Origin of the sequence: Gordonia sp. CPCC 206044 (genome assembly GCF_048537895.1) — a bacterium.
Classification (GTDB): domain Bacteria; phylum Actinomycetota; class Actinomycetes; order Mycobacteriales; family Mycobacteriaceae; genus Gordonia.
The window spans coordinates 208,002-229,902 of sequence record NZ_JBCLVL010000002.1 but is presented as its reverse complement, the minus strand read 5'-3'; the positions used below and the strand labels follow the sequence as shown (position 1 = coordinate 229,902).

The 21,901-nt window shown below is 64.7% G+C and carries 23 protein-coding genes; 5 read left to right on the top strand and 18 right to left on the bottom strand.

The window, feature by feature from the left end:
* Positions 1 to 19 precede the first annotated feature (19 nt).
* Positions 20 to 646 (top strand): hypothetical protein, encoded by a 627-nt coding sequence (locus tag AAFP35_RS03645; RefSeq protein ID WP_419220190.1) that lies wholly within the window; start codon positions 20 to 22, stop codon positions 644 to 646.
* A 377-nt stretch (positions 647 to 1,023) separates the two neighbouring features.
* On the opposite strand, the gene AAFP35_RS03640 is transcribed toward AAFP35_RS03645, so the two are convergent.
* From AAFP35_RS03640 to AAFP35_RS03625, 4 genes are read right to left on the bottom strand one after another with little or no spacing between them, the layout of a single operon-like run.
* On the bottom strand, positions 1,024 to 2,628 hold the full coding sequence (locus AAFP35_RS03640) for a bifunctional 3-(3-hydroxy-phenyl)propionate/3-hydroxycinnamic acid hydroxylase (protein WP_419220189.1): 1,605 nt from the start codon (positions 2,626 to 2,628) through the stop codon (positions 1,024 to 1,026).
* Entirely contained in the window at positions 2,625 to 3,167 is a 543-nt protein-coding gene (locus AAFP35_RS03635; protein WP_419220188.1) for a VOC family protein, read from the bottom strand. The genes AAFP35_RS03640 and AAFP35_RS03635 overlap by 4 nt, the downstream gene beginning before the upstream one ends.
* 27 nt (positions 3,168 to 3,194) lie before the next feature.
* Positions 3,195 to 3,794 (bottom strand): amino acid synthesis family protein, encoded by a 600-nt coding sequence (locus AAFP35_RS03630; RefSeq protein ID WP_419220187.1) that lies wholly within the window; start codon positions 3,792 to 3,794, stop codon positions 3,195 to 3,197.
* Entirely contained in the window at positions 3,791 to 4,648 is an 858-nt protein-coding gene (locus AAFP35_RS03625; protein ID WP_419220186.1) for a fumarylacetoacetate hydrolase family protein, read from the bottom strand. Before AAFP35_RS03625 ends, AAFP35_RS03630 begins: the two co-directional genes overlap by 4 nt.
* Before the next feature lie 232 nt (positions 4,649 to 4,880).
* Here AAFP35_RS03625 and AAFP35_RS03620 point away from each other — a divergent pair, with 232 nt between their 5' ends.
* The gene (locus AAFP35_RS03620) at positions 4,881 to 6,314 is read left to right on the top strand and encodes an aldehyde dehydrogenase family protein (protein WP_419220185.1); all 1,434 of its coding nucleotides are present in this window, start codon (positions 4,881 to 4,883) and stop codon (positions 6,312 to 6,314) included.
* 76 nt (positions 6,315 to 6,390) lie between these two features.
* Here AAFP35_RS03620 and AAFP35_RS03615 read toward each other — a convergent pair whose 3' ends face one another.
* The 3 genes from AAFP35_RS03615 to AAFP35_RS03605 all read right to left on the bottom strand — a co-directional run bounded on the left by AAFP35_RS03615 (position 6,391) and on the right by AAFP35_RS03605 (position 8,775).
* Positions 6,391 to 7,071, bottom strand: coding sequence for a GntR family transcriptional regulator (locus AAFP35_RS03615; RefSeq protein ID WP_419220184.1), 681 nt, complete (start codon positions 7,069 to 7,071; stop codon positions 6,391 to 6,393).
* An 83-nt stretch (positions 7,072 to 7,154) separates the two neighbouring features.
* Entirely contained in the window at positions 7,155 to 8,267 is a 1,113-nt protein-coding gene (locus tag AAFP35_RS03610; RefSeq protein ID WP_419220183.1) for an alcohol dehydrogenase catalytic domain-containing protein, read from the bottom strand.
* 28 nt (positions 8,268 to 8,295) lie between these two features.
* Complete coding sequence (locus AAFP35_RS03605; protein ID WP_419220182.1) at positions 8,296 to 8,775, bottom strand: cupin domain-containing protein; 480 nt, start codon at positions 8,773 to 8,775, stop codon at positions 8,296 to 8,298.
* Positions 8,776 to 9,007: 232 nt separating this feature from the next.
* On the opposite strand from AAFP35_RS03605, the gene AAFP35_RS03600 reads away from it, so the two are divergent.
* Complete coding sequence (locus AAFP35_RS03600) at positions 9,008 to 9,772, top strand: ankyrin repeat domain-containing protein (protein ID WP_419220181.1); 765 nt, start codon at positions 9,008 to 9,010, stop codon at positions 9,770 to 9,772.
* Here AAFP35_RS03600 and AAFP35_RS03595 read toward each other — a convergent pair whose 3' ends face one another.
* Positions 9,773 to 10,528 (bottom strand): IclR family transcriptional regulator, encoded by a 756-nt coding sequence (locus AAFP35_RS03595; RefSeq protein WP_419220180.1) that lies wholly within the window; start codon positions 10,526 to 10,528, stop codon positions 9,773 to 9,775. It abuts the gene before it with no gap.
* A 191-nt stretch (positions 10,529 to 10,719) separates the two neighbouring features.
* Between AAFP35_RS03595 and AAFP35_RS03590 the strand changes: the two genes are divergently transcribed.
* Entirely contained in the window at positions 10,720 to 12,096 is a 1,377-nt protein-coding gene (locus tag AAFP35_RS03590; RefSeq protein ID WP_419220179.1) for an MFS transporter, read from the top strand.
* A 31-nt stretch (positions 12,097 to 12,127) separates the two neighbouring features.
* Positions 12,128 to 12,904, top strand: a complete 777-nt coding sequence (locus AAFP35_RS03585; protein ID WP_419220178.1) for a 1,6-dihydroxycyclohexa-2,4-diene-1-carboxylate dehydrogenase — start codon at positions 12,128 to 12,130, stop codon at positions 12,902 to 12,904.
* A 13-nt stretch (positions 12,905 to 12,917) separates the two neighbouring features.
* Here AAFP35_RS03585 and AAFP35_RS03580 read toward each other — a convergent pair whose 3' ends face one another.
* The 10 genes from AAFP35_RS03580 to AAFP35_RS03535 all read right to left on the bottom strand — a co-directional run bounded on the left by AAFP35_RS03580 (position 12,918) and on the right by AAFP35_RS03535 (position 21,717).
* Positions 12,918 to 13,775 (bottom strand): MBL fold metallo-hydrolase, encoded by an 858-nt coding sequence (locus tag AAFP35_RS03580; protein WP_419220177.1) that lies wholly within the window; start codon positions 13,773 to 13,775, stop codon positions 12,918 to 12,920.
* Positions 13,772 to 14,836 (bottom strand): acetamidase/formamidase family protein, encoded by a 1,065-nt coding sequence (locus tag AAFP35_RS03575; protein ID WP_419220176.1) that lies wholly within the window; start codon positions 14,834 to 14,836, stop codon positions 13,772 to 13,774. The genes AAFP35_RS03580 and AAFP35_RS03575 overlap by 4 nt, the downstream gene beginning before the upstream one ends.
* Positions 14,833 to 15,282 (bottom strand): cupin domain-containing protein, encoded by a 450-nt coding sequence (locus AAFP35_RS03570; RefSeq protein WP_419220175.1) that lies wholly within the window; start codon positions 15,280 to 15,282, stop codon positions 14,833 to 14,835. Before AAFP35_RS03570 ends, AAFP35_RS03575 begins: the two co-directional genes overlap by 4 nt.
* The gene (locus AAFP35_RS03565; protein WP_419220174.1) at positions 15,279 to 16,022 is read right to left on the bottom strand and encodes a cysteine hydrolase family protein; all 744 of its coding nucleotides are present in this window, start codon (positions 16,020 to 16,022) and stop codon (positions 15,279 to 15,281) included. Before AAFP35_RS03565 ends, AAFP35_RS03570 begins: the two co-directional genes overlap by 4 nt.
* The gene (locus AAFP35_RS03560; RefSeq protein WP_419220173.1) at positions 16,019 to 16,813 is read right to left on the bottom strand and encodes a creatininase family protein; all 795 of its coding nucleotides are present in this window, start codon (positions 16,811 to 16,813) and stop codon (positions 16,019 to 16,021) included. The genes AAFP35_RS03565 and AAFP35_RS03560 overlap by 4 nt, the downstream gene beginning before the upstream one ends.
* 26 nt (positions 16,814 to 16,839) lie before the next feature.
* The gene (locus tag AAFP35_RS03555; RefSeq protein WP_419220172.1) at positions 16,840 to 17,646 is read right to left on the bottom strand and encodes an ABC transporter permease; all 807 of its coding nucleotides are present in this window, start codon (positions 17,644 to 17,646) and stop codon (positions 16,840 to 16,842) included.
* Between the two features lie 59 nt (positions 17,647 to 17,705).
* Positions 17,706 to 18,470, bottom strand: a complete 765-nt coding sequence (locus AAFP35_RS03550) for an ABC transporter ATP-binding protein (protein ID WP_419220171.1) — start codon at positions 18,468 to 18,470, stop codon at positions 17,706 to 17,708.
* An 8-nt stretch (positions 18,471 to 18,478) separates the two neighbouring features.
* Positions 18,479 to 19,840 carry an amidohydrolase family protein gene (locus AAFP35_RS03545; RefSeq protein ID WP_419220170.1) on the bottom strand — a complete coding sequence of 454 codons (1,362 nt, stop codon included), beginning with the start codon at positions 19,838 to 19,840 and terminating at the stop codon, positions 18,479 to 18,481.
* Positions 19,841 to 19,913: 73 nt separating this feature from the next.
* Positions 19,914 to 20,960 (bottom strand): ABC transporter substrate-binding protein, encoded by a 1,047-nt coding sequence (locus AAFP35_RS03540; protein WP_419220169.1) that lies wholly within the window; start codon positions 20,958 to 20,960, stop codon positions 19,914 to 19,916.
* Between the two features lie 46 nt (positions 20,961 to 21,006).
* The gene (locus AAFP35_RS03535; protein WP_419220168.1) at positions 21,007 to 21,717 is read right to left on the bottom strand and encodes a FadR/GntR family transcriptional regulator; all 711 of its coding nucleotides are present in this window, start codon (positions 21,715 to 21,717) and stop codon (positions 21,007 to 21,009) included.
* Positions 21,718 to 21,901: the final 184 nt, after the last annotated feature.

The window sequence follows — 21,901 nt, the reverse complement described above, 5'->3', positions numbered from 1 at the left end:
AAGTGAGGGTGAGCACACAGTGGATGACTGGACGGGCTTGGCAGACTTCCACAGTTCAATGGACTACTGGATGCGGGTTCAGCGGCATTGTGCCGAGTCTGGTCTTGCCGTAGCCGATGAGGTCGCGCTCTACGATCTGCCCTACCTCGACGGACAGCGATTGATGATCCCCAACGGCCCGGGGCGGGCCGAGGATTCGGATGGTTTCCGGCAGGACTCAATACTCAATGATGGCAAGTGGTTTACGCTTCGGGAGTCTGGTCGATCACGTGCGGACGTCTACGCCGATGTTGTCGAAGCGTGGTTTGGGACACTGAACGATCTCTGCAAGCACTTCATCGGCTCGTATGTCGGTGAGTCGACTCGGATGCGACTGAACCTGAATCTCCCCATCGTGAATCTCCGGTGGCTTGATCGTGGTCCAGCACCAGGCTGGATCGAATCAAACGAGCCCAATCCGAATGGATTCGAGCCGGCAACAAGGTATTTCAAGGAGGACGAACCGGGTCGGTTCTACTTCACTGATGCCGGCGACGGAGAGACGTCGTTTCGGCTGAACATGACCTGGCGTGAGCTGAACGAGACATATGCTCACGGAATCCCGGGAGTCGAAGGTGTTCCTATGCCGAGTTTCTCCGACGACTGACGACCCATAGTCCGCCTCGGCCCGAGTGACGTGGCTTTGATCGGCGACGGCCAACAGATGCTGGGTGTGACACAGTTCCACCAGTCGTTATAGGCATTCGCCTCGTCAAGGGGGTCAGCTGTTGAACAGTGTTGTTCCTTCGAGAATGGCGATAAGTTGCTGGCCGAGTGACAGCGGGTCCACGGAGCGGGAATGCACCAGGTAGTTCTACGAATTCGACGGGCGTACAGATCGTGCTTCCGGCTGGGACGTGTCGTGCGCGGACCGCGAGAGCGCAGCAGGATATTGCGCCATCCGCACCCTCGGGTCGCACGCCTGCCGGGACCCTCGCAACGGGCCCGGCCAAGGCAACTCGCCTGGCCGGGCCCAAACAACGATCAGGACAGCGTCTCCACCTCTCGGACCCGGCCGCGCACCTCGGTCACGAGATGTTCGAGCAACGTGCAGCACTCGGACATGCTGTCCGCAGTTGCATAGACGACATGATCCGGGCGCGCGATCACCAGGGTCCGCTCGAACGCAGCCGTCCACGACGACAACAAGTTCTCCCGCTCGACCACCGTCTGCCCGACATCGGTGCGTCGCTCCGTTCCAGACGACACACAGATGACGGTGCCGTCGAGGGGCTCGATGGCCGTCGTCAGCAGATCGCGTTGCTCGGCGTCGAGGTCGGACGTGGCGATGACTCGGAATCCGCAGCCTGTCAGATCATCGAGCAGTGTGGGCGAACCGTCAGGACCGAAAACCCATGGCTGCGGAAGGATCTCGCCTGCACCTCGAGTCTCGTTCGCGATGAGTCCGCCGGTGAGGGCCGGCAGAAGTGTGGATCGGTAGGTGACCGGAACATCGTCAGCGGTGCCCCTCAGCCGAACATCGCGTTCTCGCGCCACGGTCTCGTCGCGTTCGCAGATGATGCGGCCGAGATAGATTGTGTGGCCGGTGGTTGCGACCACATGCGGTCGTCGTTCCTTCTGATACGTGTCGAGCAGGGCGTCACCGGCATCCGGTGAGGCCAGTGCCGTTCGCAGTTTCCATGCCAGGTTCTGGGCGTCGCGCATGCCCTGGGCCATGCCCTGCGCCATGAACGGTGGCGTCATATGCGCGGCATCACCGGCGAGGAGGATGCGTCCACGCCGCCACTCGTCTGCGACGAGACCGTGGAATGTATATGCGGCCGAGCGCCACAAGTCTGCTTCGCCAGGACGAATCCAGCGTTCCAGAAACGGCCACGCGTCGGCGTCGGCGACCGGACCGGCAGGCAACTCGTCCGGATCGAGCATGATTTCCCAGCGTCGGTGTCGACCGGCAAGCGCAACAAAGGTCGACGGACGTGTGGGTTCGCAGTACTGCACCTGGGTGTTCGGCAGCCGGGACAACGCGTCGTCGCCGACGATGGCGTCCACGACCAGAAAGTTCTCGTGGAATCCCAAGTCTGTCAGCGTGATCCCGAGCTGCCGCCGGACGTGGCTCGAGCCGCCGTCGCACGCCACCAGGTAGCGGCCGGTGATGCGTTCGACCCGCGAATCACCTCGTTGTACGTCGACCCACACGGTCTCGGCGTTTTGGCCGACGTCGATGACGCTGGTCTCCAACGTCACTGTCACCGACGGCAAGGATCCGACGCGCTCGCGCAACAGGCCCTCGAACGCAGGCTGGTCGAACGCGAACATCGGATCCCATCCGAGTCGGTACGGGCTCGGCGGGGAGTCGAGCCGTTTGATCACCTGACCGTCGACTCCCCGGTATTCGCTTGCGCGGTAGGGCACCACGTGAGGTTGCAGGGCGTCGGCGATGCCGAGTTCCTGCGCAATCCGCATGACCTCGTGGTCCATGCCGGCCGCGCGCGGAAGAGGGTACAGCCCGGGAAGCTGATCAAACACCGCGACGCGGACACCGTGCTGGCCGAGGAGCCCGGCCAGTGCCGCACCGGTCGGACCCATGCCGACGACGAGGATGTCGACGTCCGTATCCCGCGATGTCATCGATCGCCGAACTGCTGGCGCTGCCATTCTTCGACAGGCATGAATGTCGGATCGTCTCGACAGACCTTCTCGGTCTGCGACCAGATCTGGTCGTCGGATTCTGTGAGGTCGAGCGGGTCACCGTGCGGCTGTGCGACATACCAGGGGGTGTCGAGGTAGACCTCCACGGTGTTGTCTTCGATGTCGGAGAAGTAGATGGACAGGGCATTGCCATGATTGAGCCCACGTAGCTTGGTGGCGCCCGCCGAGGTTGCCCGTGTCCAGGCTTCGCGGAGGTCGTCGATCACGGCAACCTTGAACGACAGCTGCATGACCGTGCTCGGTGCGTCCGCGGCGCGACCCGAGGCGAGCGCCAGCTGGTGATGTTGCGCTGGGTTGCCAGACAGGAAGGCGATGGTGAACGGCATGGTCTTGCCTTCGCCCCGATCGGTCTGGACCATGCCGAAAACCGAGGTGTAGAAATCGACCATCGCGTCCAGATCGCGGCAGAAGACACCGAAATGGGAGAGGGTCGGTCGAAAGGTTGTGGGTGTGGACATGGCGTGGTCTCCTGTTCAGAAATGCAGTCAGCGCTGTCCGTCGTGAACGCTGACGTCGGCCGTGGTCAACCCACCGAGACGTGAGTGAATGCGGCCACCGTCGGACATCACGAGTGCGAAGACGATCTCGTTCGGGCGGGGAGAATCCTGGATACCCACCTCGAACACGTTGTAATGACTACGAACATACGCTGCGTGCACATAGTGGAGTGGCACCATCAGACGGAACCCGGTGGCCGCCACCGCCTTTGCGGAGGGGACGATGGCTTTGGGCTCGCCAAGGCTCTCGCGCATCGCCCAACCGCCCGCCTCATGCCAGACCGCGCCATGCTCGAGTTCACCATTCACCCCGACGATGCTGGCCTTGCCGTACGCCTCGACGTGCTCGACGCCGCCGAGTGCGTCAATGAGTTCGGTCGCCAACGACGCGCCCAATGGGCGTAGCGCGCTCATGAACGCGGTGAGATCCTCGACGTAGCGTCCCGCGAACGGATTGGCCACGACGGCCGCTGCCGCAGCCAGACGTACCGGCCGTTCCGGCTGTGGTCCGAACTCGTGGAACACCGTCTCCACCGTCAGCTGACGCTTGCGGACGCGCACGAGGTCGGGCGCCGCATCAGCGGTCATTTCTGGGCTTCGATCGGATTGCGGAGGGTCCCGACGGCCTCGATCTCCACTTCGACGACATCGCCGGGCTTCATGTAGCGAGGCGGTTTGCGTGAGAACCCCACGCCCGACGGGGTTCCGGTGATGATGACGTCGCCTGGCGTGAGGGTGAAGATCGTCGACGCGTAGTTGATGAGCTGGGGGATGTCGAAGATCATCTGCCCGGTGTCGCCCGACTGCACCACTTCGTCGTTGAGCCGGGTCTCGAGCTTCAGCCGACGGCCCGGCTCGATCTCGTCGGCGGTGACCATCCACGGGCCGAATCCACCGGTGGCCTCGAAGTTCTTGCCCGCGGCGATCTGTTTGGCGTGAAACTGGAACTCGCGGACGGAGCCATCGTTGTAGCAGCTGTAGCCCGCAACGTGCTCCCATGCGGAATCGACGGGGATGTCGCGGCCGCCGCGGCCGATGATGACGGCGAGCTCGCCCTCCCAGTCGAGGGTCTCCGACGCATTCGGCCGGACGATCGCCGCCTCATGGGCCGTCTGTGACCTCCACACGCGCAAGAAGATCGGTGGGAAGTCGGACAGCTCGCGCTTCAAACCGGCGGCCAGGGCCTCCTGGTGGTGATCCATGTAGTTGCGCACGGACGCGACGATCTTCTCCGGCTTCGGGATGACCGGGAGGTAGGTGATCTCGCCGAGAGCGATCGGAGTTCCCTGAGCGACCAGCGCTTCGCGGTCGGCGTACTTGTCTCCGGCGATGAACTCCGCGAGCGTGTCAACGCCGGCCGCCTCCGACAGGTCGACGACTGTGTCGTCGACGACCGCACCGAACGATTCGCGACCCGAGTGGGAGAAAGACATGAGCTTCATCTGTTACCTCGCTGGTTCATGTGTGTTCGGTGTTCTGCATGTGACCTCGAACACCCGCAAGCTCAACCTACGACAGTTTCATGCACAAAACAAGAGAACGTGCATTTTGTTGCCCAGGTGTGCGGAGTGTGGTTCCCTTCGGGAAGGCGCACGTGACAGCAGCGCGCCGGCGACGAGATCTGGGATTGACCTGCTCGGATGACTCGACGCCCCGGAACCGAATGGGACTCGAATGGTGAATGCAAATTACATTGGCGGACAATGGCTTACCGGTCCGGATGCGCGCCCGGACGTCAATCCCTCCGATCTAGGCGACGTGATCGGCGAGTTCGCTCGTGCGGATGCCACTCAGGCAGAGGCGGCCATCGCCGCGGCGGTCGATGCGCAGAAGGGCTGGGCCGCATTGCCTGGCGCTGCACGTGCCGAGATCCTCGACCGGGCGGGCGGGGAGCTCCTGGCACGATGCGAGGAGCTCGGGGACGCCCTGTCGCGCGAAGAGGGAAAGACGCTCACCGAGGGCGTGGCCGAAGTTCGACGTGCTGGACAGATCGTCAAGTTCCATGCGGGAGAGGCGGTCCGAAACCCTGGCGAGTTCCTCGGTTCGGTGCGTGCGGATGTCGAGATCGTGGTGTCCAGGGAGCCGGTCGGGGTGGTCAGCGTCATCACCCCGTGGAACTTCCCGATGGCGATCCCCGCGTGGAAGATCGCGCCGGCGCTGGCGCACGGTAACGCCGTGGTGTTCAAACCCGCTGACCTCGTGCCGTCGTCGGCCTGGAGCCTGGTGGACGTGTTGATTCGTGCGGGCCTGCCGGAGGGTGTGCTGAATCTGGTGATGGGCTCCGGGCGCGAGATCGGCGACGTGCTCACCGGCGACGAGCGCGTCGATGCGGTGTCGTTCACCGGGTCCACGTCGACCGGCCGACGGGTCCGAGAATCGGCCCAGTCGCACGGGGCGCGAGTGCAATTGGAGATGGGCGGCAAGAACCCGTTGATCATCCTCGACGACGCCGATCTCGACGCGACGGTTGCTGGTGCGGTGGAAGGCTCGTTCGGCTCCACCGGCCAGCGATGCACGGCGTCGTCCCGGCTGGTGGTGACCGATCGCATCCACGACGAGTTCGTGCAGCGGCTGACCGCCGCGCGCAACGAGATCATCGTGGGCGATGCGCGGCATCCCGACACGACGATGGGGCCGGTGGTGGACGCGGATCAGTTGGCCCAGGATCGTCGCTACCTCGACGTCGCGGCCGCCGAAGGCGCCGAGGTGGTGGGCGGCGAGCTCCTCGATCTCGGCACCCCCGGCCATTACCTGGCACCCGCGCTGCTCGTCGGTACCCGCAACGACCACGTGGTCAACCGGGAGGAGGTATTCGGTCCGGTCGCGTCGGTGATCAGAGTCAACGATCTCGACGAGGCGATCGCTGTTGCCAACGACACCGAATTCGGGCTGACCGCAGGGATATACACAACATCGTTGTCGGCCGCGACCAGATTCCGGCGGCAGTCCACCGCGGGGATGGTCATGGTCAATCTGCCAACAGCAGGCGTCGACTATCACGTCCCGTTCGGTGGCCGACGCGGATCGTCGTTCGGACCGCGAGAGCAAGGACGCGATGCTCGCGACTTCTACACCAGCACCAAGACGAGCTACGTGTCAGGTATGTGAGTCCGTCCTGCCGCACAACAAGTTTGCCCTCCACAAGGATCTGTGGAGGGCAAAACTTGTTGTCATCGGAGATGATTCAGGACGGCAGTGACCCGATGATGGCTGCGATGTCCCGTTGTGTGCGCGTTATGTGGTGGGTCAGCAAGGCGACGGCCTCGTCTTTGTCACGCCCGATGGTGGCGTTGAGGATCGCTTCGTGTTCACCCGACTTGGACCGCGACTGTGTCCGATGTGCCGCGGAGAATCGTCGGTACCGCTCGGCCTGATCGAACAGGTTGGAACACGACTGCAGAAGTCTCGGGGAGGTCGTGGCCGAGAGCAGGGTCATATGGAAGCTCTTGTGCAGCATGGACCATTCGCTGTTGAGCACCAAGGGTCCATCGGGCAGACGCTCCTCGACCTTCTGCAGGCGGTAGAACGATGCGATCGCCTGGGCCTCCCATTCATCCCCGCCGCGTTCGATCGACTCCTCGAGTGCCTGCATGTCGAGTATCAACCGCAAGCGTGTGATGTCGTTGAAATCCTCGACCGACATCGCCGCCACCCGGAATCCCCGCCGCTCGTCGGCGATGACCAATCCTTCATAGGTCAACCGGTTCAATGCTTCACGCAGCGGGCTGCTGGAGCAGCCGTACTGTTCGCGAAGGTGATCGACCTTCAGCTTGTCGCCCGCCTGGTGGACGTTCGACAGTAGATCCTGCCGCAGCCGAGCGATGGTCACCTCGACGAGAGGCGGGGGTACGGTCCCGGTACTCATTCCGCAATTCTATGCACAAAGCTGCGGTTATGCAGCGGCGAAGCCCCCGAACAGCTGTTGTCGACGATCACGTCGCCGGCCCGTCACGCCGTCGGTGAGACGATGTAGTTGCTGAAGCCGCCGTTGCGTTCGGCGATACCGCTGATCGCGCTGTTCACATCTCGGAGTGGGTAGACGTGATGTTCGAGCGGGGACAGGTCGAGGGTTCCGGCGGCCACCATGTCGGCCATCTCCTGACACTCGCGGGCCGTCGACCATGCCGAACCGATGATCCGTAGCTGCTGGTCCATCACGCGGTGGATATCGATGGACAGCTCGCCCATCATCGCGCCGATGTCGACGCACACACCTCCGCGCCGCAGGGATCGCATGCCCTCGCGGAAGGTCTCGTGGTCGGCACCGGGGCCGAGGGCGTCGATGTAGATGTCCACGCCGCGTCCATTGGTCTGCTCTTGAATCCACGTGTCGACCGGCCCGTCGAGAAGCGAGTGCGTGTGCAGACGGTCGGGCATGAGGTCAGCAACGGACTTGAGTAGTTCGCGGTTGCGGGCGGTGCCGTAAAGGGTGGTCAGGCCCATCGCGGGCGCCAGCAGCGCAGCGCTGAGGCCAAGCGTGCCGCTGATCCCGTTGACGAGAACGGTCCTTCCCGGCCGTGCGTTCGCCTTCTTCAGCGCCGAGTACATGGTGCCGAGGTAGCCGAACCGTGCAGCCGTGTTGAAGTCGAGGTTGTCGGGCAGCCGGACCAACGAATACGCGGGAGCGAGCATGGACTCGGCCAGGCCGCCGGGATAACGATCGAGCAGCGCGACCGAGGTCGGGGTGAATCCGAAATAGCCGGCGAATGCGTAGCTCGAACAGTTGATCAAGTCGCCGTCCCGGCACGCCTCACAGGCGAGGCAATACCGGCCGGGATTGACGTAGACGCGGTCGCCGACCTCCCAGCCGATGACTCCGTCCCCGACTTCCTCGACCACACCTGCGGGATCGAGTCCGAAGATGGCCGGCAGGGTCGGCAGCGGATCCTCGGGGAACCACGTCGTCCAGTTCTCGAGAATGTTGCTGAGATTCGGAACGATGTTGACCGCGTGGACGCGGACGCGCACCTCGCCGAGACCAGGGATCGGCTGTGGTACTTGCTCCAAACGCATCTGTTCGGCGACGTTGTGCATCCGCGCGGCGAGCATGGTGTCTGTCATCGTGGGCCCTTTCGTGATCGGATCGTGGTCAGCCGGCGTGGCCGATGAGAACGACGAAGATGGTTGCCGGTTCGTCACCGGGAACACGCCAGGCGTGGCGCGTCGCGTTCTGCACGACGATGTCTCCGGGATGCAGCTCCGTCCGAACCTCACCGTCGACCTCGAGAACGACTGTGCCGCTGAGAACTACGGCATAGTCGACGGTGGGTGTGGTGTGCATTCCGGGAGCATCGGGCTCGAACAGGTCGGCGAGACCAGGAGTGTTGGCCAGATTCTCGGCGACGGCGGCCTCGGGATCGAAGTCTTCGGACGCGAAGACGCTGTCCGGCGGAAAGGTGACCGTCAGGGCGATCGACTCCCCGGGGCCTGGGATGTAGTTCGACGGAGGCGCTGCCGCTTCCATTCCGCGTGCGATCGGTGCTGCCGCCGTCGTCCACACCACCGAACTCTCGAACCCCGGAGTGTGCTTGTAGACAGTTGCGGCGGTGGGACCGTCGTCGGTGATCACTGACGATCCTTTGCTGTCCGAACCTGTCACGACCCGACGAACCATGGTGTGTACCTCTCGTTCACTGCAGACCAGGTGGTCTACGTCACACCGCAGTTTATGCATAACTCCGATCTTTTGCATAGAGGTTCGGGGCTGATCGCAACTGTCGGTTTCGGGTGACGATGTCTACCTGACGGTCGAATCCCGGGCGCCGCTCGGGCAGAGTGGAGTGGTCACAGATAGGACCCCGATGACCCACATGACCCGCACCGGCACCACCCTCGTCGCAGCCATGATCACCGCGTCCGTCCTCGCCGCATGTGCGCCCGACGAGGCGGCAGACGGTTCCGGCTCCTCCACTTCCAGCCGCACGACGACGGTGTCCACGCCCGCACCGCCGACCACACGCCTGGCCAATCCGGCAGCCAACGCGTCGCTGCTGCGGGCAGCCGCCGCCAACGATGCCGATGCCGTGCGCGCGGCCCTCACCGCCGGTGCGAACATCGATACGCGCGACGACCGCGGCCGCACACCGCTCGTCGCTGCCACCAAGAACCACGCAACTGCGGCGGCCCGGGTTCTGATCGATGCGGGCGCCGACGTCAACGCGGCGGACGCCATCCAGGACTCGGCGTACCTGTATGCCGGCGCCGAGGGGTTCGACGACATCCTCGTGATGACCTTGCGCCACGGCGCAAATCTGCGCGCCGTCAACCGTTTCGGCGGTACCGCGCTGATCCCGGCGAGCGAACACGGTTATGTCAGCACCGTGCACCTACTGATCGAGGCGGGTGTCGACGTCAATCACATCAACACGCCGCGCTGGACCGCCTTGCAGGAGGCCATCGTCTACGGAGACGGCTCGCAGCGGTATCAGCGCACCGTCACCGCCCTGCTCGATGCGGGAGCAGATCCGTCGATCCGGGATGCCAACGGCCGCACCGCCCTCGACAATGCCGAGCGTCTCGGGCAATTCGAGATCGTCGCGATTCTGGGTGACCACGGGGCGCGATGATCACAATCGCTGCGCCGCCTCCATCAGCCCGCGTTGGACCTCGAGCAAACTCTCTTCGTCGCCGCGGTCGTGAGGGACGGTGGCGCACAACGCGACACGTTCACGCCACGATCGTCCCTTGAGCGCGACGGCTGTTCCGCACAGACCCACCTCGGTCTCCTGCTTGCTGAAGGCGTGGCCGGTGTCCCGGATGGTGGCCAACTCGGCGAGGAGGTCGGGCACCGAACCGATGGTCCACGGGGTCAGCTTGGTCAACTCCGGTATCGGATACAGGGCCTGCACCTGATCGTCGGTCAGTTGTGAGAGCAACAGCTTGCCGGCCGAGATCGCATGCGCCGGACGCAGATAGCCCTGTCGGAGAGTGGCCCGGACCGGACGGTCGGGCTCCTCACCGTCGAAGAACAGGATCTGCGTGCCGATCAGCGTTGCGACGTGCACGGTCTCGCCAGTGATGGCAACGGCTTCCTTGATGACCGGCCGGAGTCGATGGCGGTCGCCGGCGTCGAGGCCGCGGGGGCGCGCGAGATCCAACAAGACCGGGCCGGGAAAGTAGCCGCGGCCGGTGGGCCCCAGGATGACGATGCCGCGATGCCGCAGGGTGTTGAGGATGCGGTAGGCGCTGGAGCGCGAGACGCCGAGTTCATCGGACACCGCCGTGACGTTGATGCTGTCGGCGGCGGCGAACATCATCATCACCTGGAGTCCGGCGTCGAGGGAGGTCAGATACTCCCCGATGGGTTCCGATTCGCGTGCCATGACCGAAAAGTGTCCCACATGCCGAAACAAAACAGCCAAAGAGCAGTCATCACGTCCCATTTTGTTCCGCATAGCGAGATTACCGGTAGCGCTGCTGGATCGCCGACCACCCGGTATGGCGTACTTGGCGAGGCCACCCCGAATGGGTGGTGGCTCACAGCAACCGTCCCGGGCTCGAAAGGGAACCAGTCATGTCTGCAAGTCGGCTCAGTGTGCAGTCGGTCATCGACTCCACGTCGATGAATCCGAAGCGTTGGTCGGTCGTCGTCCTGTGTTTCACCGTCGCACTACTCGACGGCTTCGACACCCAGTCGATCGCGTTCATCGGCTCGTCCATCGCCGACGAGTTCGACATGTCGACGGCATCGATGACCGCGGTCATCACCGCGAGCACGGTCGGCATGGCGCTCGGTGCCGTCACCCTCGGCTCTCTGGGTGACCGGGTCGGCCGCAAGCGAGCAATCCTGTTGGCTCTGACCATCTTCGGTGTCTTCTCCCTCCTCGGAGCCTTCGCGCAGGCGCCCTGGCAGATCGTGTTGCTGCGCTTCCTGATCGGCCTCGGTATGGGCGGCGCGACGCCGTCTCTGCTGGCATTGGCCGCGGAGTACAGCTCCGCGCGGCGACGTGGACTGTCGATGACACTCGTCCTGCTCGGCCTGCCAGGCGGCGCGATGCTCGGCGGAGTCGTGGCGGCAGCGTGGCTGCCCACCCTCGGTTGGCGCGGCATCTTCTTTGTCGGCGGATTGCTGCCGATCATCCTGTTCGCGGCCATCGCCGCGCTGCCCGAGTCGGCTGCCTACCTCGCCACCCGCGACGATTCGGCCAGCCAGACCAAGGCACGCGCCCTCCTGCAACGTGTCACCGGCACCCGGATACCGGACGATGTGGAGTTGGTGGCCGAATCGAGTGACGAGGCGTCGGGGTCGATCCGATCGCTGTTCACCGACACCTATCGCCGCACCACGATCACCATCTGCGCGATCTACCTGGCCAACTGGGTTGCCTGGTTCCTGCTCCTGCAGTGGACACCGACCGCGCTGCACGACGCCGGGCTCACCAAAGAGGAGGCGGCGGCCGGCACCATCGTGGTCAACGGCGCGTTCATCGTGTTCTCGTTCTTGGTCACCGCGCTACTGTCGCGGGTGGCGATCCGGGCGTTGCTGCTCGCCATGTTCGGGTTGGGTATCGCCGTGGCGCTGGGCCTGTCGATCAGCGGCACCAACTGGACACTCACCTTCGCGCTCATCGCAGTGGCCGGGCTCGGCATCGGTGGCCAGCAGCTGGTGCTCAATTATCTGATCGCCCAGTCGTATCCGACGCAGCTGCGCGGCACGGCCACCGGATTCTCCATCGGCATCGGACGGACCGGTTCGATCATCGGTTCGGCCCTCGGCGGCTGGCTGCTGGCGGTCGGCGGTGTGAGCGGATACTTCGCCTTCATCGCCGTACCACTGGTCATCGCGGCCCTGGCCACGTTGCTGTTCCGTCGCCCGACCGCGGCGGCTGCCGCAGAGACCGATGTACTGACGAGCGACGCGCTCGGCGAGCTGACCTCGGACAAGCGGTGAAACAGGCGTCGGATCGGTCAGGGGGCTGTCGATGAGCAGATTTGCCGACAAGGTGGTCGTCGTCACGGGTGCTGCGCAGGGCATCGGTGAAGGCGTCGCACGCACGATCGCTTTCGAGGGCGGTTCAGTGGTGCTCGCCGATCGGTCCGCACTCGCCGAGGATGTGGCGGCGGAGATCACCGCGGCCGGCGGCTCGGCCCGATCGTTCCTCTGTGATCTCGAAACCTATCGTGGCGCCGAGGATCTGATGCAGTTCGCGGCCGGCGAGTTCGGCCGGATCGATGTGCTCGTCAACAACGTCGGCGGGACGATCTGGCGTAAACCGTTGGAGTTCTACGACGAGTCGCAGATCCTCGCCGAGATCACCAGATCGCTGATGCCGACGATGTGGTGTGCGCGGGCGGTACTGCCGCACATGATCGACCGTGCCAGTGGGGTCATCGTCAACGTGTCGTCGAATGCGACGCGCAGCATCAACCGGGTGCCCTACGCGGCGGCGAAGGGTGGCGTCAACGCGCTGACGGCATCCCTCGCCTTCGAGGCCGCGAGCAAGGGAATTCGTGTGGTTGCCACCGCGCCCGGGGGGACCGAGGCGCCGCGCAGCACCATCCCGCGTAACCCGGAGCCGCCGAGCCCGCAGGAAGAGGTCTGGCATCAGCAGACCGTCGAGCAGAGCACGCAGAGCACATTTCTCAAGCGATACAGCACGATTGACGAACAGGTGGAACCGATCCTGTTCCTGGCTTCCGATGCGGCGAGCTACATCACCGGGACGGTGCTGGAGGTCGCCGGGGGAGACCGGGGCTGAGCCGAAGAATCCGTCACATCCGCGACAAGATCGCGAACCCGTCCCCCTCGGTGCGCCGCACGGGAACTCCGTGCGGCCCATCGACGGTCTCGCCGACGACTTGGCCGGCCGCCAACTGGGCGAAGGCGTCGGCCACGCGTCGGACGAAGGCGCGGTCGACGTCGGCCACCAGGTTGTGGCCGACGAATGCCTTGGTCACGGGAAGCTCGGCGAGGGCCGACAGCGACGCCGCGAACACCGCGACGTCGCTGTCGGGGAGGTGCGCCCAATAGGTCGTCGTCAACAGGGTGTCGCCGCAGAAGAGGAAGCCGGTGTCCTCTTCCCACAGGCACAGCGAGTCGGGGACGTGGCCGGGCGTGTGCAGCGCCACCAGAGATCGGCCTCCCAGATCGATGACGTCACCATGGTCGAGGACCCGTGTCGGCGGAGTCGCCGGAATCGACCACGCGCCGAGATCGGGGATCGGCCGCATCGTCAGATCATCCGGCGTGAGGAAGAACTTCACCTTGTCCAACTCGCGAAACCGACTGTAGGTCTCGAACATTCGCTTGGCCGCGGCAACGTAGTCCGTCAACTCGGCCGACGGGATCTCGCCGTAGAGATCCACGCCGGAGCTGTGAGACAGGAACTCCGTGGCGGCGACGTGCTGGTTTCCGCCGCGATGGTCGAAGTGATGATGGGAGTTGACCACGACCACGGGGAGGTCGGTGATACCGCGCACGGCGTCATCGATATTGCCGATGCCCAGCCCGGTGTCGAACAGAAGGGCACGCTCGTCGCCGACGACAAGATAGCTGTTGACGTGCCCCGGTTCGGAGATCAGATGAACGCCGGAACCGTAGGCACGCACCGCAAACCAACCATCGGTCACGACCACTCCACGAAGTCGGCTTTGCGGATCACCGTGTGACACCCCTTCACCTGATCCACCACCTGCGAGATTCGCACATCGCCTGCGGCGCTGAGGTATGCATAGGCGAGATGGCGTGGCACCTGGTAGCGGTGTGCCAACAGATCCAGGGCCGCCCGGACGCTGTCCCGGCAGGCCTCGTCCAGATCTGCGTCGAGCCCGATGCTGATCAGCAGGTCGCTCGTCTCGGCGAACGGTCGACCGTTGGCTGCGTGGGCGCCTCCCGGAATCACGTCCACCCGCAGGGTGCTCCGCAGCGGTGCCTCGAAGGCGGTCAACGCCACCTCACCGTCCCCCTGCGCGTAATGCGGGTCGCCGACGTAGAGCAGCGCATCTGCGACCTGCACCGGAAGGTACAGCGTCGCGCCTATGCCCAGGTGGGTGACGTCCAGGTTGCCGCCGTACAGACCGGGCGGCACCGAGTTGGGCCGTTCGGAACCGGCGGCGGCGACACCGATGATCCCGAGGAACGGGCTGAGCGGGAAGCGAATCGAACGCCCCGACCCGGCGTAGGCCGATTCGTCCTGGGCCAGCGGAAGGAACCCCCGATCACCGGCCGCCCGACAGAACACACTGTGGACATCCCCGACCGGAAAGCTCTCCGGTAGTGCGCCTTTCCCGTGCCGCGACGACACGATGCCGTAGTCGGCGCGCCGTTGCAGATCGACGACGGTGACGGCGAGGAGATCGCCCGGCGCGGCGCCCGGGACGGCGATCGGTCCGGTCACCACATGAGGTCCGAACGTGCTGTCGGTGCGCAGTCCGGAGGCCGCGATGTCGATGGCATCGGGAAGTACATCGCGGTGTGGAACACCGAAGCGGGCGAAGAACTCTCGGGGATCGCCGCCCTGGTCGGGCAGGATGCCCTCGTGGCTCACGGTGTCGATGGTGATCAGTTCGCCGGGTTGCACGACGGCGGCCGCTGCATCGTCGGCGCAGGGAAGTTCGCCCCACAGCACCGTGTCCGGCGTGGAGGACAAGTGATGGACACCGACAGCCCCGTCGGTGGTCGTGGTGTTCACGATGCGGTGACTCCGTTCGCGTGCGAGGCCAGCACTGCCCTGTCTTCTGCGGTCAACTCGGTCGGGACACCCTGGAGGATGAGATCCTCGAAACCACCGTCGTGCTCCATCACGGTGACCGTGTACAACTTCTCGGTTGCCGACGTGTTGACGATGCGGTGGACGGATCCGGTCGGCAAGACGATCACCGAACCGGGACCGAGCCTGGCGACGTGTTCGTCGCTGTGTGCATCCGCCTCGCCCCGCAACACCACGAAGGTCTCGGTGGATTCCGGGTGGGAGTTGTCGGGCTGCGAGCCTCCTGGCTCCCAGATCTCGAAGCAGACGGTGGTGTCCGATCCGGACGTGGTGGGCCCGGACAACACGACGAGCACCACGGTGTCGTCGGCGCTGATCTTGTACGCGGTCAGGTCGGCGATGTCGTGCACGATCGGGGCGGGTGTCATGATTCCTCGATTCCGGTGACCAGGTCGTCGAGACGCGTGGTGAATCCGTAGCAGAGGCGAACGTTGTAGATCGTGGCGTCCATGCAGTACGACGGCGAGGTGGTGGCCACGGCATCCTCGAGCATCACCACGTCGAAACCGGAGCATGCAGCGTCCACCAACGTCGAGTACACACACTGATCGGCGTTGACACCGGCGAAGAGAAGCGTGTCGACGCGAAGATTCCGCAGTATCGACTCGAGTTCGGTGTCGAAGAAGCCGCTCATCCGGTACTTGTCGACGAAGATGTCGTCGTCCTCCGGCTTGAGTTCAGACGTGATCGCGGCACCCCAACTCCCGCGTGTGAGAACCGCTTCCGACCGGCCGGCCCGTTCGCCGATACCGCCACCGGCACCGTCGGCGTCGTACACGTGCAACACGCCGGGCGGCAGATTGGCCTTGTCGAGACGATTGCCCCAGTTGACCCAGATGACCGGGATACCCGCCCGCCGCATCGCCGGCAGGCCGTTGTAGAGCGATTCCACCGCGCCCGCCGCACCGGAGACATCGACACCGATGTGGTGCATCCAGCCGCCCTCGGTGACGAAGTCGTTCTGCATGTCGACCACGATCATCGCGGTCCTCGCGACGTCGATGGTGATGCTCGACGGCTCGGCGGCAATCGCGAGAGGCTGGGGTGCAGGGTCGGGGCGTCGGAGATCGGCGTGGCCGGGAGAGAGTGACCACAGGTTTCGGGTCATGATCGTGCTCCCACCGGAAAACTGAATGCCTGTACTTCCATGAGGGATTGGGCGAGATGCTCGGCGGCCGAGGCGAGGAGAGCCTTGCCGACGTCGGCGCTGGCATTGGTGGGATCCCCGACGGTGCCAGATGCGGAAATGTCATCGGTGAGCCACGCGGTGGGCAGCACACCCTCCAGGGTCAGATGCTCGTACTTGTCGAACTCGGCAGCGGCGGCTTGTCCGTCGGCGAAGGCGCGTTCGTGGTGCACCAGTTCGGGAGCGATCGCCATCATGATCGACGTCTCGCCGTACCCGCCGTGGATGTCGAACCCGTCCTGTTGCCGGTCGACCTCGGGAGGGGCCGGGAACCGCATCGGCATCACCGGGAACACCTCCAGACCGGTCCGATATCGGATGTCACGAGCGACCACATCGAGCAGACCCGGCTGGCCGCCGTGTCCGTTGACGAACACCAGCTTGCGGAAACCGCTGGCCGCCAGAGAGTCTCCGAGATCCATGCACACCGCCATCAAGGTGGTCGCAGACATCGCGATGGTTCCGGACCGGCCGAGGTGCTCGGTCGACTTGCCGTAATGCAGGGTCGGCAGGACCCAGATGTTGCTGTCGTCGGGAAGGCTGTCGACGGCGGCGGCGGAGATCACCTCTGCGTGCATGGCGTCGGTGATCAGCGGCAGGTGTGGTCCGTGCTGCTCGACTGCTCCGATCGGCTGGACCACCACCGCGTCGGTCTTGTCGATGGCCTCCACATCCGTGGTGGTCAGGTGGGCGAGATGGAATATCCGTGTCATGGTCGGTTCCTCATTCGTCGTATGGCTCATTCGTCGTCGGGCAGTGCGGATTCGTGCCACCGGGACAGCAACAGTCGTTCGAGCAGCACCACGAAGCCGAACAGCACCAGGGAGACCACGCTGGCCATCACGACGGCGACGAACAGTTGTGGCGTGCGCAGCTGCACCGCGCTCTGGGTGATGATGTAGCCGAGGCCGCCTTCGCCGCCGCCCACACCGGCGACGAACTCGCCGACGATCGCGCCGATGACCGAGGAACCCGCGGCGATACGCATGCCGGTCAGGATCGACGGCGATGCGCCGGGGAGCCGGAGCGAGAACAGAGTCACCCGCGGCGGGGCGCCGGCCATCGAATAGAGCTGCACCAGATTGCGGTCGACCGATTTGAGCCCGTGCAAGGTGTTGGCCGCCACCGGGAAGAGGGCGATCATCGCGCCGACCAGCATGTTGGTGGTCTGCCCCGGTCCGATCCACACGACGAACAGCGGCGCGATCGCGACGATCGGGATCGTCTGCAGCACGATGAGATACGGATAGAAGCCGCGTTCGGTGATGTTCCATCGGGCCATGACCAATGCGACAGCCACACCGGCGAGCGTGGCCACCACGAAGGCCAGGTAGGACTCCTGAACGGTGACCCAGGTGGGCTGCCAGATCGCCGTGCGTTCCTCCCAGATCGTCTGGAGCAGTGTCCACGGCGACGGCAGCATGTACGACGGGACGTCGAAGACGACGATGATCAACTGCCACAACGCAATGCCGATCACAAAGGCGCCCAGCGGTGGTAGCGCGCGACCGATCCGGGAACGCACCGAGCGTGTCCGCGCGGTCACGGGGGCCGGCGTCCTGGGTTTGACGATCCTGGTCAACAAGGAGGGGGAATCGATGACGGTCATTCGCGAAAGCTCCCGAGTGTGATGGAGATCTGTTCCTGAAGTGCGCGCAGGGCGGTTTCGTCCCGCTCGACATCTGGATCAAGCGACGGCGGACTCGGCGACTTGATCACCTCGACGACGTGGCCGGGACCGGTGTTCATGATCGCGATCTGGTGCCCCAACGTGCACGCCTCGTAGATGGAGTGTGTGATGAACAGGACGCTGAAACGCTTCTCCCGCCAGAGGCGTAACAGCTCTGCGCCCATCTTCTCGCGAGTGAACTCGTCGAGCGCTGCGAACGGTTCGTCCATCAGGAGGAGCTCCGGGTCGCTCGTCACCGACCTGGCCAACGACGCCCGCATCTTCATGCCGCCGGAGAGCTCCCGAGGGTAGGACTTCTGGAAGCCGTCGAGGCCGACCATCTTGATCGCCTGTTCGGCGCGTTCGCGTCGCTCGTGACGTGGCACCTTCTGCAGTTTCGCGATCACCTCGACGTTGGCCTGCACGGTGCGCCAGGCGAGGAGGGTGGGGTCCTGGAAGACATAGGACATCCGATCGGTATCGCGGTCCATCGTGCCCGAGGTGGGATCGGTCAGGCCGGCCGCCATCCGCAGGATCGTGGTCTTGCCGCATCCCGACGGTCCGACCAGCACGGTGATCTCACCGCGTCGGACCGCCAGGTCGATCGGTGCCAGAGCACGAAAGCCGTTGCCGTACACCTTGTCCGCAGAGTGGAAGGCGACAAGATCGTCTGAAGTGGATCGAGCGTCGGAATCGGTCATCGTCATGGTCATCGGTTCACCGCCATGTCGTCGTGGTGGATGATCGAGGCGCGTCGGACACGCATCGATCGATGGATGTCTCGTCGGTCGACGGTCAGTACCTCTCCGTCGTCGACCACCTGGGTGCCCTCGACCCACACGCCCCGGACATCGGCGGGGGTACCGGCGAACACCACGCCGCGGCGCAGCGTGGATGATCCGGAGTATCCGGGCGACTCGATGTCGATGGAGACCAGGTCGGCCCGGTAGCCGACACGGATGGCGCCGAGGTCATTCGGCAGGCCGACGGCCCGGGCTCCGCCCCGCCAGGCCATGTCGAGTGCGTCGACCTCGCTGAGCCGACTCGCGTCGAGGGTGCGCAGCCGGTCGGACAGGACGGACCATTTGACGGCCTCGAACATGTTCTGCCCGTTGTTGCTTCCCGGTCCGTCGCAACCGATCGCCACCGGGACGCCGAGCGAACGAAGCTCGGACACCGGTGCGGGGCCGGAAGCGAGATAGGCATTGGACGTCGGGCAGGTGACCACGGTCGAACCCAGCTCGGCGATCAGCGCGCGCTCGTCGGGTTCGAGCCACACGCAGTGCACGAGCTGGGTGGTCGGGCCGACCAGGCCGTGGTCGCGGAAGTAGTCGACCTCTCGTCGACCGTGGCTGTCGAGGGTGGACTGCACACTGGTGCGGGTCTCGGCGCAGTGTGCGTGCAACCCGAGGCCGGTGCGTGCCAGATGTGCACCGACGCGCTCGCAGAGTGCCGGAGATGCCAGCCAGGTGGTCTGGATCGCGGCCTCGCAGCGGATGCGGCCGCCGCCCGCACCGTCCCAGTCGGATACGAACGACGTCACGTTGTCGAGGTATTCGTCGATGCTCTCCAGGCGCGACGTGCGGGTCCCCGACGCGTCCATGTCGACGCCACCTCGGGCGATGAGGCCGCGGATGCCGATGTCTCGGAAGGCACGCGCCACGTGGGCGGTGTTCTCGGGATGATGGTGTACGTACTGGTTCTCCAGGACCGTGGTGACACCCGAGCGCAGGTTCTCGATCAACCCCGCGGTGGCGGCCAGGTACATGTCGTCGGGTTCGAATCTCGCGGTGTACGGCCAGATGTCGTTGGCCAGCCAGTCCTCGAGACAGTGTGTGGTGCTGATCCCTCGCAACATCGCTTGGAAGAGGTGGCAATGTGCGTTGATGAATCCGGGCATGACTGCCTGCCCGGAGGTGTCGACCACACGGTCGGCGGTGGCCAGCAGGTCACCCGCGGCCACGCCGTCGCCGACGGCGGTGATCACACCGTCGTCGACCACGACGTGGCCCGACGGCATCTCGGCGAAGGCATCGATGATGATCGAGCCTCCAGTGAATACCGTTCTCATTGCGGGTTTCTGCCTGTTCTCATGGGGTAGGCGGTCGGGATGACCGACCGTGCGGACTATGCGGTTGGGCCAGTCAGTTGGCGCCGGACGGCGCGGGCGGCAGGTCGGTCGGTGAAGCGATCGTGGGCAGCAGGCTCGCATCGAACAGGTCCGCGGGCGTCACGTCCTTCTGGATCTGTCCCATTTCCTTCAGCTGGTCGATCAATGTCGACCACCGCTGATCGGTCATCGCACCGATCTGCTTCGCGCCGTCACCGGACACCACGTACTTGCGCTGCGCATCCCAGGCGTACCAGACGGACTCGTCGGACTGTTCGCTGTTGGCCTTCAGGATCGCCTGGTTCGCGTCGGTCGCGACCTGGACGTCGGCCATGTAGTCGTGCCAGCCCTGAATACTGGTGTCCAAGAAGGCCTTAAGTTCATCCTTGTGGGACTCGAAGTAGTCCTTGGAGGTGAAGACCACATCGTTGTAGGGGTTGAAGCCCGACTCCGAGTAGGGGATGAAGTTCACCGGCACGCCCGCTTCCTCGGCCTGCCGTACCTCGTTGGTGGGCCAGCCCTGCTGCAGAAGTGTCGGGTCCTTGAGGAAGTTGGCGATCGAACCCTGGTACTGCATGGTCTTCAGTGGCACCCCGAGTTCCTTGTCGAGCCACATGGGGTAGAGCGCGCCGGCCTGACTGACGAGCGTGTGACCTTTCATCGCGTCGAATGAGGTGATGTTCTGATCCTTGTGTGACAGGATGCCGACCGGATTGTCCTGGTACAGAGCGCCGATCGCGACAACCGGAATGCCTTGCTGCTGCGCCTGCACGATGCCGGCCGCATCGGTGTGGCCGATCTGTGCACGGCCGGAGGCAACAAGCTGGGTGGCCGAGACCTGGGGGCCGCCCGGCTGCAGGGTCACGTCGAGATCGTTGTCCTGGTAGAGATTCTCCGCCTGGGCGGCGAAGTAACCGCGGCCTTCGGGATCGGCGTACCACGGGAGTACGACGGTCATCTTGGTCGCGCCCGAATCGGTGGACGAGTCGGAGCCGCATGCTGCGGTGCCCAATGCCAGGGCGGACGCAACCAGGGCGACCGCCACGCGGAGGAGCCGCCTGCGGGGACGTGCTGAATCCATATGTGAAACCTTCTGTGTGGAGGGTGGATCGGGTGATCGACGCTGATCAGAACGAGGGATGATGAGAACGCGTCAGTGCCGCGACATCGGAAAGATGTTGCAGCATGGACTGTCTGGCTGCTTCGGGATCGCGCCGCAGGAGACACTCGTAGATGCGTTGGTGCCCATCGTGGGACAACCGGCGCGACGGTGCGTCGGCGTGGGAGAGGGCGCGTGTGGATGCGGTCCATTCGTTGGCCAACGTGCCCAGCGAGACGAGCAGTCGGTTCTGTGAAGCCTGCGCCACGAGCATGTGAAAGGCGATGTCCTGCTTGATCGACTCATCCTGTGTCAGTGGCTGCCGGGTTGCCTCCAGTACCGCCTCGAGCGCGAGCAGTGTGGAGTCGGTGATGCGATGGGCCGCGAGTTCGGCGAACCGTGGTTCGATGGTCTCGCGTAGTTCGGCCACGTCACGCAACGTGCGCTCGGCCTCGGAGATGCGGTCGTACAGGTCGTTCGCCTGTGTGGACGGTTCGGTGACCACGGTCCCGCGGCCCGGGCGACGCGCCACCATGTTCTTGACTTCCAACTCGTGCATGGCTTCTCGCAGCGACGTGCGTGACACGTTGAGCGAGGAGGCCAGATCCCGTTCGGAGGGCAACCGCGTCCCCGGTGCGAGTTCTCCGGTGGAGATCAGTCGCTCGAAGTGCGCGACGATCTCGGCGCCGATCGACGTCGAGCGGCGCACGAAGCCCGCTAGCTGCGGAAGCTCTGTCACGGGGACCCCCAAGGAGGACTGAGGAGATTGGACTGATTGGTCCGACCATCTGATGAACACATCGTATGGCGGCGATGAGTCGGTGCGCGAGGCGACGAGCGGTGCTGCAACAAGCTGTTGACGAAGGAAATACCGCCGAAACACAAAGGCCCGCACCGATCGGTGCGGGCCCCTGGCGAACTTG

Excerpts from the sequence above, each read along its gene's own strand:
- AAFP35_RS03640 (WP_419220189.1), bottom strand. The coding sequence starts at position 2,628 with ATGACATCGCGGGATACGGACGTCGACATCCTCGTCGTCGGCATGGGT.
- AAFP35_RS03635 (WP_419220188.1), bottom strand. The coding sequence starts at position 3,167 with ATGTCCACACCCACAACCTTTCGACCGACCCTCTCCCATTTCGGTGTC.
- AAFP35_RS03630 (WP_419220187.1), bottom strand. The coding sequence starts at position 3,794 with ATGACCGCTGATGCGGCGCCCGACCTCGTGCGCGTCCGCAAGCGTCAG.
- AAFP35_RS03625 (WP_419220186.1), bottom strand. The coding sequence starts at position 4,648 with ATGAAGCTCATGTCTTTCTCCCACTCGGGTCGCGAATCGTTCGGTGCG.
- AAFP35_RS03620 (WP_419220185.1), top strand. The coding sequence starts at position 4,881 with ATGGTGAATGCAAATTACATTGGCGGACAATGGCTTACCGGTCCGGAT.
- AAFP35_RS03615 (WP_419220184.1), bottom strand. The coding sequence starts at position 7,071 with ATGAGTACCGGGACCGTACCCCCGCCTCTCGTCGAGGTGACCATCGCT.
- AAFP35_RS03610 (WP_419220183.1), bottom strand. The coding sequence starts at position 8,267 with ATGACAGACACCATGCTCGCCGCGCGGATGCACAACGTCGCCGAACAG.
- AAFP35_RS03600 (WP_419220181.1), top strand. The coding sequence starts at position 9,008 with ATGACCCACATGACCCGCACCGGCACCACCCTCGTCGCAGCCATGATC.
- AAFP35_RS03595 (WP_419220180.1), bottom strand. The coding sequence starts at position 10,528 with ATGGCACGCGAATCGGAACCCATCGGGGAGTATCTGACCTCCCTCGAC.
- AAFP35_RS03590 (WP_419220179.1), top strand. The coding sequence starts at position 10,720 with ATGTCTGCAAGTCGGCTCAGTGTGCAGTCGGTCATCGACTCCACGTCG.
- AAFP35_RS03585 (WP_419220178.1), top strand. The coding sequence starts at position 12,128 with ATGAGCAGATTTGCCGACAAGGTGGTCGTCGTCACGGGTGCTGCGCAG.
- AAFP35_RS03570 (WP_419220175.1), bottom strand. The coding sequence starts at position 15,282 with ATGACACCCGCCCCGATCGTGCACGACATCGCCGACCTGACCGCGTAC.
- AAFP35_RS03565 (WP_419220174.1), bottom strand. The coding sequence starts at position 16,022 with ATGACCCGAAACCTGTGGTCACTCTCTCCCGGCCACGCCGATCTCCGA.
- AAFP35_RS03560 (WP_419220173.1), bottom strand. The coding sequence starts at position 16,813 with ATGACACGGATATTCCATCTCGCCCACCTGACCACCACGGATGTGGAG.
- AAFP35_RS03550 (WP_419220171.1), bottom strand. The coding sequence starts at position 18,470 with ATGACCGATTCCGACGCTCGATCCACTTCAGACGATCTTGTCGCCTTC.
- AAFP35_RS03545 (WP_419220170.1), bottom strand. The coding sequence starts at position 19,840 with ATGAGAACGGTATTCACTGGAGGCTCGATCATCATCGATGCCTTCGCC.
- AAFP35_RS03540 (WP_419220169.1), bottom strand. The coding sequence starts at position 20,960 with ATGGATTCAGCACGTCCCCGCAGGCGGCTCCTCCGCGTGGCGGTCGCC.